Origin of the sequence: Streptomyces sp. SID3212 (assembly GCF_009865405.1) — a bacterium.
GTDB lineage: Bacteria > Actinomycetota > Actinomycetes > Streptomycetales > Streptomycetaceae > Streptomyces.
Map to the genome: position 1 here is coordinate 1 of NZ_WWJY01001125.1, position 14,433 is coordinate 14,433.

The 14,433-nt window shown below is 71.6% G+C and carries 8 protein-coding genes; 3 read left to right on the top strand and 5 right to left on the bottom strand.

Annotation, left to right across the window (positions count from 1 at the left end; all coding sequences use genetic code 11):
• On the bottom strand, window positions 1-474 hold a 474-nt coding region (locus GT042_RS33320), incomplete at its 3' end, for a maltotransferase domain-containing protein (RefSeq protein WP_161312421.1).
• 530 nt (window positions 475-1,004) lie between these two features.
• Between GT042_RS33320 and glgP the strand changes: the two genes are divergently transcribed.
• Complete coding sequence (glgP, locus tag GT042_RS33325) at window positions 1,005-3,692, top strand: alpha-glucan family phosphorylase (RefSeq protein ID WP_161312415.1); 2,688 nt, start codon at window positions 1,005-1,007, stop codon at window positions 3,690-3,692.
• A 262-nt stretch (window positions 3,693-3,954) separates the two neighbouring features.
• A complete protein-coding gene (locus tag GT042_RS33330) occupies window positions 3,955-5,199 on the top strand; it encodes an alginate lyase family protein (protein ID WP_161312416.1) in 1,245 nt (414 codons plus the stop codon).
• A gap of 81 nt (window positions 5,200-5,280) precedes the next feature.
• Here GT042_RS33330 and GT042_RS33335 read toward each other — a convergent pair whose 3' ends face one another.
• The 4 genes from GT042_RS33335 to glgX form a co-directional block, all read right to left on the bottom strand.
• Window positions 5,281-7,314, bottom strand: a complete 2,034-nt coding sequence (locus GT042_RS33335; protein WP_161312417.1) for a M4 family metallopeptidase — start codon at window positions 7,312-7,314, stop codon at window positions 5,281-5,283.
• Between the two features lie 425 nt (window positions 7,315-7,739).
• Window positions 7,740-9,653, bottom strand: a complete 1,914-nt coding sequence (locus GT042_RS33340) for an ABC transporter ATP-binding protein (protein ID WP_161312418.1) — start codon at window positions 9,651-9,653, stop codon at window positions 7,740-7,742.
• Window positions 9,650-11,638, bottom strand: coding sequence for an ABC transporter ATP-binding protein (locus GT042_RS33345; protein WP_161312419.1), 1,989 nt, complete (start codon window positions 11,636-11,638; stop codon window positions 9,650-9,652). Before GT042_RS33345 ends, GT042_RS33340 begins: the two co-directional genes overlap by 4 nt.
• Before the next feature lie 34 nt (window positions 11,639-11,672).
• The gene (gene glgX, locus GT042_RS33350) at window positions 11,673-13,943 is read right to left on the bottom strand and encodes a glycogen debranching protein GlgX (RefSeq protein ID WP_161312420.1); all 2,271 of its coding nucleotides are present in this window, start codon (window positions 13,941-13,943) and stop codon (window positions 11,673-11,675) included.
• A 212-nt stretch (window positions 13,944-14,155) separates the two neighbouring features.
• Here glgX and GT042_RS33355 point away from each other — a divergent pair.
• On the top strand, window positions 14,156-14,433 hold a 278-nt coding region (locus tag GT042_RS33355), incomplete at its 3' end, for an Ig-like domain-containing protein (RefSeq protein WP_345944018.1).

The window sequence follows — 14,433 nt, forward strand, 5'->3', positions numbered from 1 at the left end:
GGCCAGCCGGGCCCCGGCGGGGCGGTCCCGGTCGCGCAGCGCGTCGGCGGCGGCGAGCACAGCCTCCCGGCCGTCCTTCTTCGGTACGCCGACGGCGGCGCGTTCGTACAGGTCGGCCCCCTCGGCGAGGACCAGTTCGGTGTCGATGCCCGCCGGGATCTTGATCCCGGCGGTGTGGCGCCAGGTCGCGACGGGGTCGCTCCAGGCCTCCACGGTGTAGGTCCAGCGGCCTTCCTCGGTGGGGGTGACCTCGGCGCCCCAGCGGTCGGTGCCGGGGGCGAGCTCGTGCATGGGGGTCCACGGGCCGGGGCGGCCCGATGGATCCGTGAGGACGACATTGGCCGCCACCGCGTCATGGCCCTCGCGGAAGACGGTGGCGGTGACCTGGAAGGTTTCACCGCTCACCGCCTTCGCGGGGCGTTTGCCGCAGTCGACGAGCGGATGGACGTCCAGGACGGGAATGCGACCAATCAGCGGTTTCACTGGATCACCTGGGTGCTGTGCGGGCGTGACAGGCAGGGCGGGTGCTTCGGGTGGTACGGGTGGTCTGGTGGAAGGGGTGGAAGGGGTGGTCGGAACGGGGGAAACGGGGGGAACGGGCGAGGTGGATGAGGACCTGTGGGGGCTCCGTAAGTTCTGTGGTCTTTTGGGATGTTTTACCGTTCTTTGTAGCTGCTCGGTCGGCGACTGAGAGGCTGCGGCCATGTCGGCTCCCGTCCGCGTTCACTCGAATAGCGCTGGATCGTGTGCCGTACGTACCGCATGAGCCTTCCCAATATTTTCCGCCGGACAATCTGTTCGCGTGTATCTCCTACGTCATCAGGAGATGAACGGCTACCCTCTCCACCCTCTCGGTCATCACTCCCGCCACCTCCCCAGGGGGGCGCACATCTCAATGCGCCGTGGTTGGAACGGGGGGCGTACGGCTACCGTCGGGGGGACGGTGGGACGCACATCGTCGTGTGTCCCCTCCAGCCCGTACGTCCCCTGCGAAGGTGGAGCACGTGAAGGCAATCCGTCGGTTCACCGTCCGCCCCGTCCTGCCCGACCCGCTGCGACCACTCGGAGACCTGGCGCGCAATCTGCGCTGGTCCTGGCACACCGAGACCCGAGAGCTCTTCGAGTCCGTCGACCCCGCCGGCTGGCGGCAGGCCGACGGCGACCCCGTGCGGTTCCTCGGGGGCGTCTCCGCGGCCCGCCTGGCCGAGCTGGCCGGGGACCGCGCTTTCCTGCGCACCCTGAGCGCCGCCTCCGCCGACCTCGACACGTATCTGCACGGCCCCCGCTGGTACCAGGAGAACGACGGGGGCGGTGGGGAGCTGCCCGCGGCCATCGGCTACTTCTCGCCCGAGTTCGGCGTCACCGCCGCGCTGCCGCAGTACTCGGGCGGGCTCGGCATCCTCGCCGGCGACCACCTCAAGGCCGCCAGCGACCTCGGCGTACCGCTGATCGGTGTGGGCCTGCTCTACCGGCACGGCTACTTCCGGCAGTCCCTCTCCCGGGACGGCTGGCAGCAGGAGCAGTACCCCGTCCTCGACCCGAACGAACTGCCGCTGACCCTCCTGCGCGAGGAGGACGGCACCCCCGCGCTGGTGGCCCTCACCCTGCCGGGACGGCGCACGCTGCACGCCCGCGTCTGGCAGGCGCAGGTGGGCCGCGTCCCGCTGCTGATGCTCGACTCGGACACCGAGGAGAACGGCCCCGGCGAGCGGGACGTCACCGACCGGCTGTACGGCGGCGGCAGCGAGCACCGGCTGCTCCAGGAGATGCTCCTCGGCATCGGCGGGGTGCGCGCGGTGCGTACGTACTGCCGGCTCACCGGCCACGCCGCGCCCGAGGTGTTCCACACCAACGAGGGGCACGCCGGCTTCCTCGGCCTGGAGCGCATCCGTGAACTCGCGGACACCGGGCTCGCGTTCGACGCGGCCCTGGAGGCCGTCAGGGCCGGTACGGTCTTCACCACCCACACCCCCGTGCCCGCCGGCATCGACCGCTTCGACCGCTCGCTCGTCGCGCACCACTTCGGCGACGACGGCGAGCTGCCCGGCGTGGACGCCGAGCGCATCCTCGCCCTCGGCCTGGAGACCTACCCGGGCGGTCAGCCCCACCTCTTCAACATGGCCGTGATGGGGCTGCGGCTCGCCCAGCGGGCCAACGGCGTCTCCACCCTGCACGGCGCCGTCAGCCGCGAGATGTTCTCCGGGCTGTGGCCGGGCTTCGACCCGGAGGAGGTGCCGATCGGCTCCGTGACCAACGGGGTGCACGCGCCGACCTGGGTCGCGCCCGAGGTCGCCCGGCTGGGCGCCGAGCGGGTCGGCACCGAACGGGCCGAACACGCCCTGTCCGTGGGCGGCGAGCCCCGCTGGGACTCGGTGGAGGACATCCCGGACGCCGACATCTGGGCCGTACGGAGGTCGCTGCGCGGGCAGTTGGTCGACGAGGTACGGGAGCGGCTGCGCGCGTCCTGGCTCCAGCGGGGCGCGGCGGAGGCCGAACTGGGCTGGATCGACGGCGTGCTGGACCCGGACGTCCTGACCATCGGCTTCGCCCGCCGGGTCCCCTCGTACAAACGCCTCACCCTGATGCTGCGCGACCGCGACCGGCTCAGGGCGATGCTGCTCCACCCCGAGCGGCCCGTCCAGATCGTCGTCGCGGGCAAGGCGCATCCGGCGGACGACGGCGGCAAGCGGCTGGTGCAGGAACTGGTGCGGTTCGCCGACGACATGCGGGTGCGCCACCGCATCGTCTTCCTGCCCGACTACGGCATGCGGATGGCGAAGAAGCTCTACCCGGGCTGCGACGTCTGGCTGAACAACCCGCTGCGGCCGCTGGAGGCGTGCGGGACCAGCGGGATGAAGGCCGCGCTCAACGGCTGCCTCAACCTGTCGGTGCTGGACGGCTGGTGGGACGAATGGTTCGAGCCGGACTTCGGCTGGGCCATCCCGACGGCGGACGGCGTGACCGCCGACGAGAACCGCAGGGACGACCTGGAGGCGGGCGCGCTCTACGAGCTGATCGAGGACCGGGTCGCGCCCCGCTTCTACGACCGGGACGCGGCCGGGGACGGCGGCAGCGGCGACGGGGGCGGCGAGGCGCTGCCGGGCCGGTGGATCGAGATGGTCCGCCGCACCCTGATCACCCTGGGGCCGAAGGTGCTCGCGGGACGGATGGTCCGTGACTACGTGGAGCGGCTGTACGCGCCGGCCGCCCGCGCCCACCGCACCCTGGACGCCGCCACCGCGACCGAACTGGCCGAGTGGAAGGGCCGGGCGCGGGAGCTGTGGCCCCGGGTGTCGGTGGACCACGTCGAGACGGTCCCGTCCGCCACGGCCCCGGTGGAGACCACGGCCGGCGGTACGGCGGAGCTGGGCTCGACCCTCGCGCTGCGCGTCCGGATCGGCCTCGGCGACCTGCGCCCCGACGAGGTGGAGGTGCAGGCGGTGGCCGGGCGGGTCGGCTCCGACGACGCGATCGCGGACGCGCAGACCTTCCCGCTCAAGCCGGCCGGCGGCCCCGATCCCGAGGGCCGCTGGGTGTACGAGGGGCCGCTCTCCCTGGACCGTACGGGCCCGTACGGCTACACGGTCCGGGTCCTGCCGGCCCACCCGCTGCTCGCGACGAGCGCGGAGCTGGGGCTGGTCGCCCTGCCCACGGAGACGGCGGGGGACGGCGCGGGGGTGCTGATGCGGTGACGTAGGTGCTGACGTGCCGACGTTCTGACGTGCTGACGTGCCGGGATTCTGAGGCGCTGAGGCGTTGAGGTGCCGCCGGTCGGGGCCGGGCTCCCGGGAGCCCGGCCCTTGGCATGTCCACCCATGATCCGCATAGGTCCAGACCTTGACGTGTTCATGCGTTGGTTCTAAGTTCCTCGTTCCAACAGGGTTCACAACTTCACCCGAAGTTCATATGGGTGAACCGAGTTGAGGACCTCCACTGACCCGGAAGGCCCCCCACATGCGCCCCGGACACATCGCGAGAGTCCTCGGACTCTCCGCCGCCCTGGCCGGCGTCACCGCCGGCGTCTTCATGGCTCCCGCCTCCGCCGCCAAGGCCCCGGAGGGGGTGAAGGCCGCGGTCGCCGCCCCGGCCGTCGCCGCCGCTCCGGCGGCCTTCACGCACCCCGGCGTGAACCTCAACACCGCACAGCTCGATTTCGTCCGCAGCAAGGTGCAGGCCGGGGCGCAGCCCTGGAAGGCCGCGTACGACCAGATGGTCGCGAGCAAGTACGCGTCCCTGTCCCGTACCGCCAAGCCCCGCGCGACCGTCGAGTGCGGCTCGTACTCCAATCCCAACAACGGCTGCACGGACGAGCGTGAGGACGCGATCGCCGCGTACACCGACGCGCTGATCTGGTACATCACGCGCGACGACGCCTACGCGCAGAAGGCGATCCAGCTCATGGACGCCTGGTCCGGCACCATCAAGGACCACACCAACTCCAACGCGCCGCTCCAGACCGGCTGGGCGGGCTCGTCCTGGCCCAAGGCCGCGGAGATCATCAAGTACGTACGCGGCAACTGGGCCAACTCGGGCCGGTTCGACACGATGCTGCGCAACGTCTACCTGCCGAAGCTCCTCGCCGGTTCCAACTCCAACGGGAACTGGGAGCTGACGATGGTGGAGGCGTCCACCAGCATCTCCGTCTACCTCAACGACAAGGCGGCGTACGACAGTTCCATCAGCCGCTACCTGACCCGGGTGCCGGCCTACATCTACCTGGCGTCGGACGGCGCGCTGCCGAAGACGGTCCCGAGCCAGAACCTCAACACCACGGCGAAGATCGTCAGTTACTGGCAGGGCCAGAGCACGTTCGGCTCGGCGATGACGGGTCTCACCCAGGAGACCTGCCGGGACTTCGTCCACACCGGTTACGGCATCTCGTCGGTCTCGCACGTCCTGGAGACCGCGCGCCTCCAGGGGCAGGACCTGTACCCGCAGGTCGGTGAGCGGCTGCGGCAGGCGCTGGGCTTCCAGTCCCGGTACGAGATCCAGGCGCAGCCCGTCCCGTCGAACCTGTGCGGCGGCAGTGTGGTCCGCGGCCTCGGCCCGATCACCGAGGTCGGGTTCAACACCCTGAACACACTCCACGGCGTGGCGATGTCCAACACCCAGACGCTCACCGAGCGGCAGCGGCCCTCGGGGACGAACAACCTGTTCGTCGCGTGGGAGACCCTGACGAACGCGGGCAACCCCAACTAGTCCGTACCCGCGCCCACACAGGAAAAAGTGCCGCCCGGAGTGATCACACTCCGGGCGGCACTCTCATTCACGCGCTGTGGGTCAGAACTGGAGCTTGAAGCTGTTGATCCGGCCGGTGTCCGCCGACGCGACGTCCTGGACCTTGAGCTTCCAGGCACCGTTGGCGACCTCCGAGGAGGCGTTCACGGTGTACGTCTCGACCACGTTGTCCGCCGAGTCACCGCTGCTGGCGGCCTTGACCCGGTAGGCCGTGCCGTCCGGGGCCACCAGGTCGATGACCAGGTCACCGCGCCAGGTGTGCGTGATGTCCACGCTGACCTGGAGGTTGGTCGGGGCGTTGCCCGTGAGGCCGGTGACGTTGACCGTCGAGGTCACCGCGGCGCCGTTGTCCGGGATGGCGACCTGGGTGTTGGACTCGAAGACCTTGCTCGGGTCCGGCGGCGGGGTGCCCGAGCGGGTACCGACGTTGATGGCGGCCCAGGCGTCCTGCACGGCCTTGTACTCGACGCTGCTCGTACCGCCGTAGAGGTCACTGGCGACCGCGAGCGTGCCGGTACGGGCGGCCGCGTAGTTCGTCGAGGTGCCGAACTTCGTGGAGAGCGCCTTGAACCAGATCTGCTCGGCCTTGGCCCGGCCGATGCCGGTCACCGGCAGGCCGTCCGAGGTCGGCGAGTCGTAGGTGACGCCGTTGATGGTCTTGACGCCGCTGCCCTCGGAGAGCAGGTAGAAGAAGTGGTTCGCCGGACCCGAGGAGTAGTGGACGTCGATGCCGCCGAGGCCCGAGTACCACGCGTCCTTGGACGCGCCGTCCTTGCTCGGCTTGTCCATGTAGCGCAGCGGGGTGCCGTTGCCGTTGATGTCGATCTTCTCGCCGACCAGGTAGTCCGCGGGGTCCGCGGGCTGGTTGGAGTAGAACTCGACGGCCGCGGCGAAGATGTCGGAGGTGGCCTCGTTGAGGCCGCCCGACTCACCGCTGTAGATCAGGCCGGCGGTGTTGGCGGTGACGCCGTGGGACATCTCGTGGGCCGCCACGTCGATGGACGTGAGGGGCTTCGCGTTGCCCGAGCCGTCGCCGTACGTCATGCAGAAGCAGGCGTCCTGCCAGAAGGCGTTGACGTAGTTGTTGCCGTAGTGCACGCGGGAGTACGCGCCGACTCCGTCACCGCGGATGCCGGTGCGCCCGTGCACGTTCTTGAAGTAGTCCCACGTCTCCGCGGCACCGTAGGCGGCGTCGGCGCCCGCGGTCTCCGCGTTGGACGCGACACCGTTGCCCCAGACGTCGTCGGGGCCCGAGAAGAGGGTGCCGGTGCCCGACGTACCCCGGTTGAGGTTGTACGTCTTGTGGTTGCCGCGCGTCGAGTCGGTCAGGTTCCAGGTCGAGCCCGACTGGACGGACCCGAGGGTGACCTGGCCGCTGTACTGCGTGTTGCCCACGCCGTTGTCGACGCCCTGGTACTCGAAGATCTTCTTGCCGGTGGCCGCGTCCGTGATGACGTGCAGCTCGTTCGGGGTCCCGTCCTCCTGGAGCCCGCCGACGACCGTCTCGTACGCCAGGGTCGGGGTGCCGTTGGCGGCCCAGACGACCTTGCGCGGGGCGCGCTCGGCGGCGGTCTTCTTCGAACCGTCCGCCACGGCGAGGCCGAGGGCCTGCTTCTCGGCGACGGCCGGAGTCACGTCCGCGGAGAGGTCGACGTTCTTCAGAACGGCCTTCGACGACTTCGTGACCGACTCGGTCTTCCCCGCCTTCGTCTCCTCGACGATGAGGTCACCGCCGAGGACCGGCAGGCCCGCGTAGGTGCGCTCGAAGCGGGTGTGCGTGGTGCCGTCGACGTCCTGCACGACGTCACGGACCGCGAGCTTCTCCTGTGCGCCCAGGCCGAGCTCCTTGGCGGTCTCCGCCTTGGAAGCGTCGGCCGCCTTTATCAGCGCGGTGCGCTGGGCGGGGGAGAGATCGCGCGGCAGCGCACCGGGGTCCGCCTTGCCGGCGACCGGTGCCTTGGGGGCGCTGTCGGGCTGTGCGGTGGCGGTACCTGCCTGCACACCGACGGTGAGAAGAGCTGCTGCGGCGATCAGAGCGCCGGTCGCGGTGGCACGACGGCTGGGCGTGGGTCTCACGCGAACTCCTTCTGCGATGGGGGTACCGGGCCGCACGGTGAGCAGCCCGGGCAGAGCCTGCGGAGCGAGTGCTGCGGTACGAAGTGGCGCCGTACCGGTGGTGCGGAGAACGGGGGAAGAGTCGCAGTCGTGAGACCCGTCTGTCAGGACCGCGTCAAGAAGTTGGCCGGAAATCGTCCGGTGCCCGAAAGGCCCTGTTCGTTAAGCGGACGTTTCGCCGGTGATCACCGCGATGCCGTCCCGGGTTCGCCCCGCCCCGACCTGCCGGACTTCGTCCCGGCCAAACTCGAATGTGTCATCGATGAACACAGTGTTGACCACACGAAAGCGAACGCGCGCACGGCTCACTCGAACTGTGGCGCATTCCATGCCACGGACCGGTCACCGAGCGGGCCGGCCCGGCTGCCCGGGCCGGCCCGCCCGCGTCACGCCAGGCTCTCGCGCCACGCGCGGTGCAGGCCCGCGAAGCGGCCTGTGCCCGCGATCAGGTCCGCCGGGGGGCCGTCCTCGACCACGCGGCCGTGTTCCATCACCAGCACCCGGTCCGCGATCTCGACCGTCGAGAGGCGGTGGGCGATCACCACCGCCGTACGGCCGCGCAGGACGGTGTCCATCGCGCGCTGCACCGCCCGCTCGCCCGGGATGTCCAGCGAGCTGGTCGCCTCGTCCAGGATCAGCACCGCCGGGTCGGCGAGCAGGGCCCGCGCGAAGGCCACCAGCTGGCGCTGGCCGGCGGAGATGCGGCCGCCGCGCTTGCGGACGTCCGTGTCGTAGCCGTCCGGCAGCGTCGCGATGAACTCGTGCGCCCCGATGGCCCTCGCCGCCGCCTCGATCTCCTCGCGGGTCGCGTCCGGGCGGCCGATCGCGATGTTCTCCGCGACCGTGCCGGAGAACAGGAACGCCTCCTGCGTCACCATCACGACCCCGCGCCGCAGTTCGGGGGTGTCCAGCTCCCGCAGGTCGACCCCGTCGAGCAGGACGCGGCCCTCCGTCGGGTCGTAGAAGCGCGCCAGCAGCTTGGCGAGCGTGGACTTGCCCGCGCCCGTCGAGCCGACGACCGCGACCGTCTGGCCCGCCGGGAGGGTCAGGTCGAAGCGCGGGAGGATCTCACCACCCGTACGGTACGAGAAGCTCACCCCGTCGAAGACGACCTCGCGGCCCGGCAGACCGCCCGCGCGGGCCGGCAGCGGACGCGGCGACGCGGCCTCCGGCACCGAGGGAGTCTGGGCCAGCAGCCCCGCGATCTTCTCCAGCGAAGCGGCGGCCGACTGGTACGAGTTCAGGAACATCCCGAGCCGGTCGATCGGGTCGTACAGCCGCCGCAGGTAGAGCACCGCCGCCGCCAGCACCCCGAGCGCCAGCGTGCCGTCCGCCACCCGGTACGCGCCCCAGAGCACGATCCCGGCGACCGCCACGTTCGCGACGAGCCGGGAGCCGACGACGTAACGGGCCATCTCCAGCAGGGCGTCGCCGTTGCTGAGCCGGTGGCGGTCGTTGAGCCGCTCGAAGTCCGCGTCGTTGGCGCGCTCGCGCCGGAACGCCTGCACCGGCCTGATGCCGTTCATCGTCTCCGCGAACTTCACGATGACGGCGGCGATCGCGGTCGAGCGGATGCCGAAGATCCGGCCCGCCCGCTTCTGGTAGAGCCGTACCAGCAGGTACAGCGGCACGAACGAGAGCACGGCCAGCGCGCCGAGCCCCAGGTCCAGGTAGAGCAGCATCGCCGAGATGTAGACGAACGCCAGCACCACCGCGATGAGTTCCTGGAGGCCCTCGCTGAGCAGTTCCCGCAGCGACTCCACGTCCGTGGTCGACCGGGAGATCAGCCGGCCCGAGGTGTAGCGCTCGTGGAAGTCCACACTCAGCGCCTGGGCGTGGCGGAAGATCCGGCCGCGCAGGTCGAGGAGCACGTCCTGGTTGATCCGCGCGGAGGCCAGGATGAACGCCCACTGGAAGCCGCCCGAGCCCAGCGCGCAGATCAGGTACCCGGCGCCCACGGAGACGACCGGACCGTGGTCGCCGTCCCGGAACGCGGGCACCCCCCGGTCGATGGCGTACGCGACGAGCAGCGGGCCCGCCTGGGACGCGGCCTGCTGGAGCAGCAGGAGCAGCGTGGCCACGATCACGCGGGGGCGGTGGGCGCGCAGCAGCGAGCGCAGCAGGGTGCCGGTCGCGCGCGGGGGAGCGGGCAGGGCGTCCCGGTCGAACGGGTCGCCGGACGCGGGGGCCTTCGTGAGCGAGGGCGGCGCGTCGGTGGCCCCGGGGGCGGTGGCGGTGGCGGGGGCTTCTGCGGGCTGCCCGCCGCCCGTGTCCGTACCGGTCGTGGTGGACGTACTCATCGGGCGTTCTCCTCCGCGGCCTCAACCGCCTCCATGGCCTCGGCGGCCTCGACAACCTCAGCGGCCCGCACAGCCTCCAGCGCGTCGGCGGCCCCGGACCTCTCCGCGGCCTCCGACCCCTCCGCGGCCTCCACCCCTCCGGCGGCCGATCCTCCAGCGCCCTCCAGCGCCTTGACGTCCTCCGCCGCGCCCAGGGCCCCGGCGTCCCCGGCCCGCGCCCCCGACATCAGCCACGCGTACTCCTCACTGCTCCGCAGCAGCTCCTGATGCGTGCCCACCGCCGTGATCCGGCCCCCCGAGATCAGCGCCACCCGGTCCGCCAGCAGCACCGTCGACGGCCGGTGCGCCACCACCAGCGCGGTCGTCTCCCGCAGCACCCGCCGCAGGGCCGCCTCCACCAGCGCCTCCGTGTGCACGTCCAGCGCCGACAGCGGATCGTCGAGCACCAGGAAGCGCGGCCGTCCCACCACCGCCCGCGCCAGCGCGAGCCGTTGCCGCTGGCCGCCGGAGAGGCTGTGCCCCTGCTCGCCGACCTGGGTCGCCGTACCCTCCGGCAGATCCCTCACGAACCCGGCCTGGGCCACGTCCAGCGCCCGCCCCAGGGCCTCCTCGCCCGCGCCCTCCGCGCCCATCAGCACGTTCTCCCCGACACTCGCCGAGAACAGCGTCGGCTCCTCGAACGCCACCGACACCAGCTCCCGCAGCCGCGCGCGCGGCATCAGCCCGACGTCCTGGCCGTCGAGCGTGATCCGCCCCGCCGTCACCTCGTGCAGCCTCGGGACCAGCGCGGTCAGCGTCGTCTTTCCGGAACCGGTCGCCCCGACCAGCGCCATCGTCTCGCCCGGCCTGATGTGCAGGTCGATCCGGTCGAGGACGGGTACGGAGTCCGCCTCGGCGTCGGGATAGCGGAACGACACCCCCTCGAACCGCAGCCCGCCCGCGCCCTCCGGCGCCGCGCTCCCGGACCCCGCCGCGTCGGCGTCGTCCTCGACCTCTTCCGGTACGTCCATCACCTCGAAGAAGCGCTCGGTCGCCGTCGCCGACTCCTGGCTCATCGCCAGCAGGAACCCCATCGACTCCACCGGCCACCGCAGCGCCAGCGCCGTCGACAGGAACGCCACCAGCGTGCCCGCCGACAGGTCACCGTCCGCCACCTGGATCGTGCCCAGCACCAGGGCCGCGCCGATGGCCAGCTCCGGGAGCGTCATGATCAGCGCCCAGATCGCCGCCAGCAGCCGCGCCTTGGCCAGCTCGGTGCTCCGCAGCGTCCCGGCGAGCGCGTGGAAGGCGCGCGACTGGCTGCGGTGCCGGCCGAAGCCCTTGATGATCCGGATGCCGAGCACACCCTCCTCGACCACCGTCGTCAGATCCCCGACCTGGTCCTGCGCCCGCCGGGCGACCGCGCTGTACCGCGACTCGAAGAGCGAGCAGAGGACGACCAGCGGCACGACGGGAGCGAGCAGCACCAGCCCGAGCGACCAGTCCTGCATGAGCAGGATCACGAAGCCGGCCAGGATCGTGACCGTGTTCACCACCAGGAACGTCAGCGGGAACGCGAAGAACATCCGCAGCAGCATCAGGTCCGTCGTACCGCGCGACAGCAGCTGTCCCGACGGCCAGCGGTCGTGGAAGGCGACCGGGAGCCGTTGCAGGTGCCGGTAGAGGTCGGCGCGCATCGACGCCTCGACCCCGGCCAGCGGACGCGCCACCAGCCACCGCCGGAACCCGAACAGCACCGCCTCGGCGATCCCCAGGAGCAGCAGGTACAGCGCTCCCAGCCAGATGCCGCCGGTGTCCCGGTCGGTGACCGGGCCGTCCACCATCCACTTGAGGATGAGAGGGAAGACCAGGCCGAGGCAGGACGCGACGATCGCGACAAAAGCCGCACTGGCGAGGCGGTGGCGTACGGGTCGTACGTAGGGCCACAGTCGCAGCAGGGACTGCGCGGTGGACCGTTCCTTGGTGGCTGCATGTTTTTCGGGCATCAGGGGCGAGCCTACGGTTCACCACTGACATCGCTCATGTGGTTTTTCCGACACCCGGCTCCGCCCGCACCCGGAACAGCAGCACCGACCTCCCCGGCAGCGTCACCCCCGCCCCTCCCGCGTGGACCGTGCCCGGCTCCTCCGTCTGCTCCTCCAGCGAGGTGTCCACGACCAGTTCGTACGCCTCCGCCCACGGCGGCCCCGGCAGCGTGAACTCCACCGGCTCGGCGCCCGCGTGCAGGACCGTGAGGAAGCTGTCGTCCGTGATCTTCTCGCCCCGCGCGTCGCGCCCGGGGATGTCCCGCCCGGAGAGGAAGAGACCGAGCGTCGAGGCCGGCGCGTACCAGTCGCCGTCCGTCATCTCCGTACCGCGCGGGGTGAACCACGCGAGGTCCCGCAGCCCGTCCGGCGCCTGCGGCCGGCCGGAGAAGAAGGCGCGGCGGCGCAGGACGGGGTGCGCGTGCCGCAGCGCCAGGAGCCGGCGCGTCAGCCGGTAGAGGCCGTGCGCGCCCGGCTGGTCCAGCAGCGACCAGTCGAGCCAGCTGACCGCGTTGTCCTGGCAGTACGCGTTGTTGCTGCCCCCTTGCGTACGGCCCATCTCGTCGCCCGCGACCAGCATCGGGACACCCGTGGACACCAGCAGGGTGGTGAGCAGGTTGCGCAGCTGGCGCCGCCGGAGGGAGTTGACGGCCGGGTCGTCGCTCTCGCCCTCCGCCCCGCAGTTCCAGGAGCGGTTGTCGTCCGTCCCGTCCCGGTTGTCCTCGCCGTTGGCCTCGTTCCGCTTGTGCTCGTACGACACCAGGTCGCGCAGGGTGAAACCGTCGTGCGCGGTGATGAAGTTGACGGAGGCGTACGGCCGCCGGCCGCCCCACGCGTACAGGTCGCTGGACCCGGACAGCCGGTAGCCGAGATCCCGTACGTCGGGCAGCGCGCCGCGCCAGAAGTCCCGTACGGCGTTGCGGTACCGGTCGTTCCACTCCGTCCACAGCGGCGGGAAGGCCCCCACCTGGTAGCCGCCGCTGCCGACGTCCCAGGGCTCCGCGATCAGCTTCACCCGGCGCAGCACCGGGTCCTGCGCGATCACCGCGAGGAACGGCGACAGCATGTCGACGTCGTGCATCGAGCGGGCGAGGGCCGCCGCCAGGTCGAAGCGGAAGCCGTCGACGCCCATCTCCGTGACCCAGTAGCGCAGCGAGTCGGTGATCAGGCGCAGGACCTGCGGCTGGACCACGTGGAGGGTGTTGCCGCAGCCGGTGTAGTCCGTGTAGGCGCGGGGGTCGGGCTGGAGGCGGTAGTAGCCGCGGTTGTCGATGCCCCGCAGGGAGAGGGTCGGGCCCTGCTCGCCGGCCTCGGCGGTGTGGTTGTAGACGACGTCGAGGATGACCTCGATGCCCGCCGCGTGCAGGGCGCGGACCATCGCCTTGAACTCCTCGACCTGCTGGCCCCGGGTGCCGCCCGCCGCGTACCCCGCGTGCGGGGCGAAGTAGCCGATCGAGTTGTAGCCCCAGTAGTTGTGCAGGCCCCGGCGCAGGAGGTGGTCCTCGTGGGCGAACTGATGCACCGGCAGCAGCTCGACGGCGGTCACGCCGAGCCGCTGGAGATGGTCGATCGCGGCGGGATGGGCCAGGCCCGCGTAGGTGCCGCGCAGCTCCTCCGGGATGCCGGGGTGGAGTTTGGTGAAGCCCTTCACGTGCAGTTCGTAGATGACGGAGTCCGCCCAGGGGGTCTTCGGGCGGCGGTCGTCGGCCCACTCGTCGTCGGGCGCGTCGTCGTGGACCACCACGCCCTTGGGGACGTACGGGGCGGAGTCGCGTTCGTCGCGGACGGTGTCGGCGACCTGCCGCTGCGGCCAGTCGCGCACGTGCCCGTACACCTCGGGCGGCAGCCGGAAGTCGCCGTCGACCGCGCGGGCGTACGGGTCGAGCAGCAGCTTCGCCGGGTTCCAGCGGGCGCCGGTCCACGGGTCCCAGCGGCCGTGGACCCGGAAGCCGTACCGCTGGCCCGGACGGACGCCGGGCACGAAACCGTGCCAGATCTCATGGGTCAGTTCGGTCAGCGGGAGCCGGGTCTCGATCGTCCCGGCGCCGCGCGGGCCGTCGTCGAAGAGGCACACCTCGACGGCCTCGGCGCCCCCGGCCCAGAGCGCGAAGTTGGTGCCCGCGACCCCGTCGGGCCCGACGCGGTAGCGCGCCCCGAGCGGGGTGGCCGCCCCGGGCCACACGTCCAGGCGGCGTATGCCGGTCTCCGCTCTCCCCCTCTCCCGCACCGATTCCCGCACTGCCTCCTGCTCGGCTGCGCTCGTCACCTGACCGGCCTCCCGCGGCTCGTCGGCCTCGCGGATCGGTGCGCACGGCGTCCCGGCCGTGGCTCTCCTCGCGTGGTCCTCCCTTGTTCTTCCCTCATGAGACCCCGCCCTCACGTTTCCCCCGGAGGGGGGTGGTCGTTGGGCGGGGCGTGAGACACGTACTGAAGCGGGCAGGGACCGGCACGGCCGTCGCTCTGGCAGGAGCAGGACTGGTGGCGGTGGCCCTGGCCGGCCTCGTGGGATGCACCGGTGGCGGGAGCCTCCTCGAAGGGAAGTCGGGGGCCCCGGGCGACACGATCAGGATCACCCCCGAGGACGGCGCGAAGTCCGTCCGGGTGTCCGCGCGGATCGAGGTGCGGGTTCCGGACGGCCGGATCGAACGCGTCACGGTGGCGCGGGTCGAGGACGCGCAGCGCACCGAGCTGCCGGGCCGCATCTCCGCGGACGGCCGGACCTGGCGCCCGGGCGACGGCGCCCGGGTCGCGCCCTC

Excerpts from the sequence above, each read along its gene's own strand:
- GT042_RS33340 (WP_161312418.1), bottom strand. The coding sequence starts at position 9,653 with ATGAGTACGTCCACCACGACCGGTACGGACACGGGCGGCGGGCAGCCC.
- GT042_RS33345 (WP_161312419.1), bottom strand. The coding sequence starts at position 11,638 with ATGCCCGAAAAACATGCAGCCACCAAGGAACGGTCCACCGCGCAGTCC.
- GT042_RS33330 (WP_161312416.1), top strand. The coding sequence starts at position 3,955 with ATGCGCCCCGGACACATCGCGAGAGTCCTCGGACTCTCCGCCGCCCTG.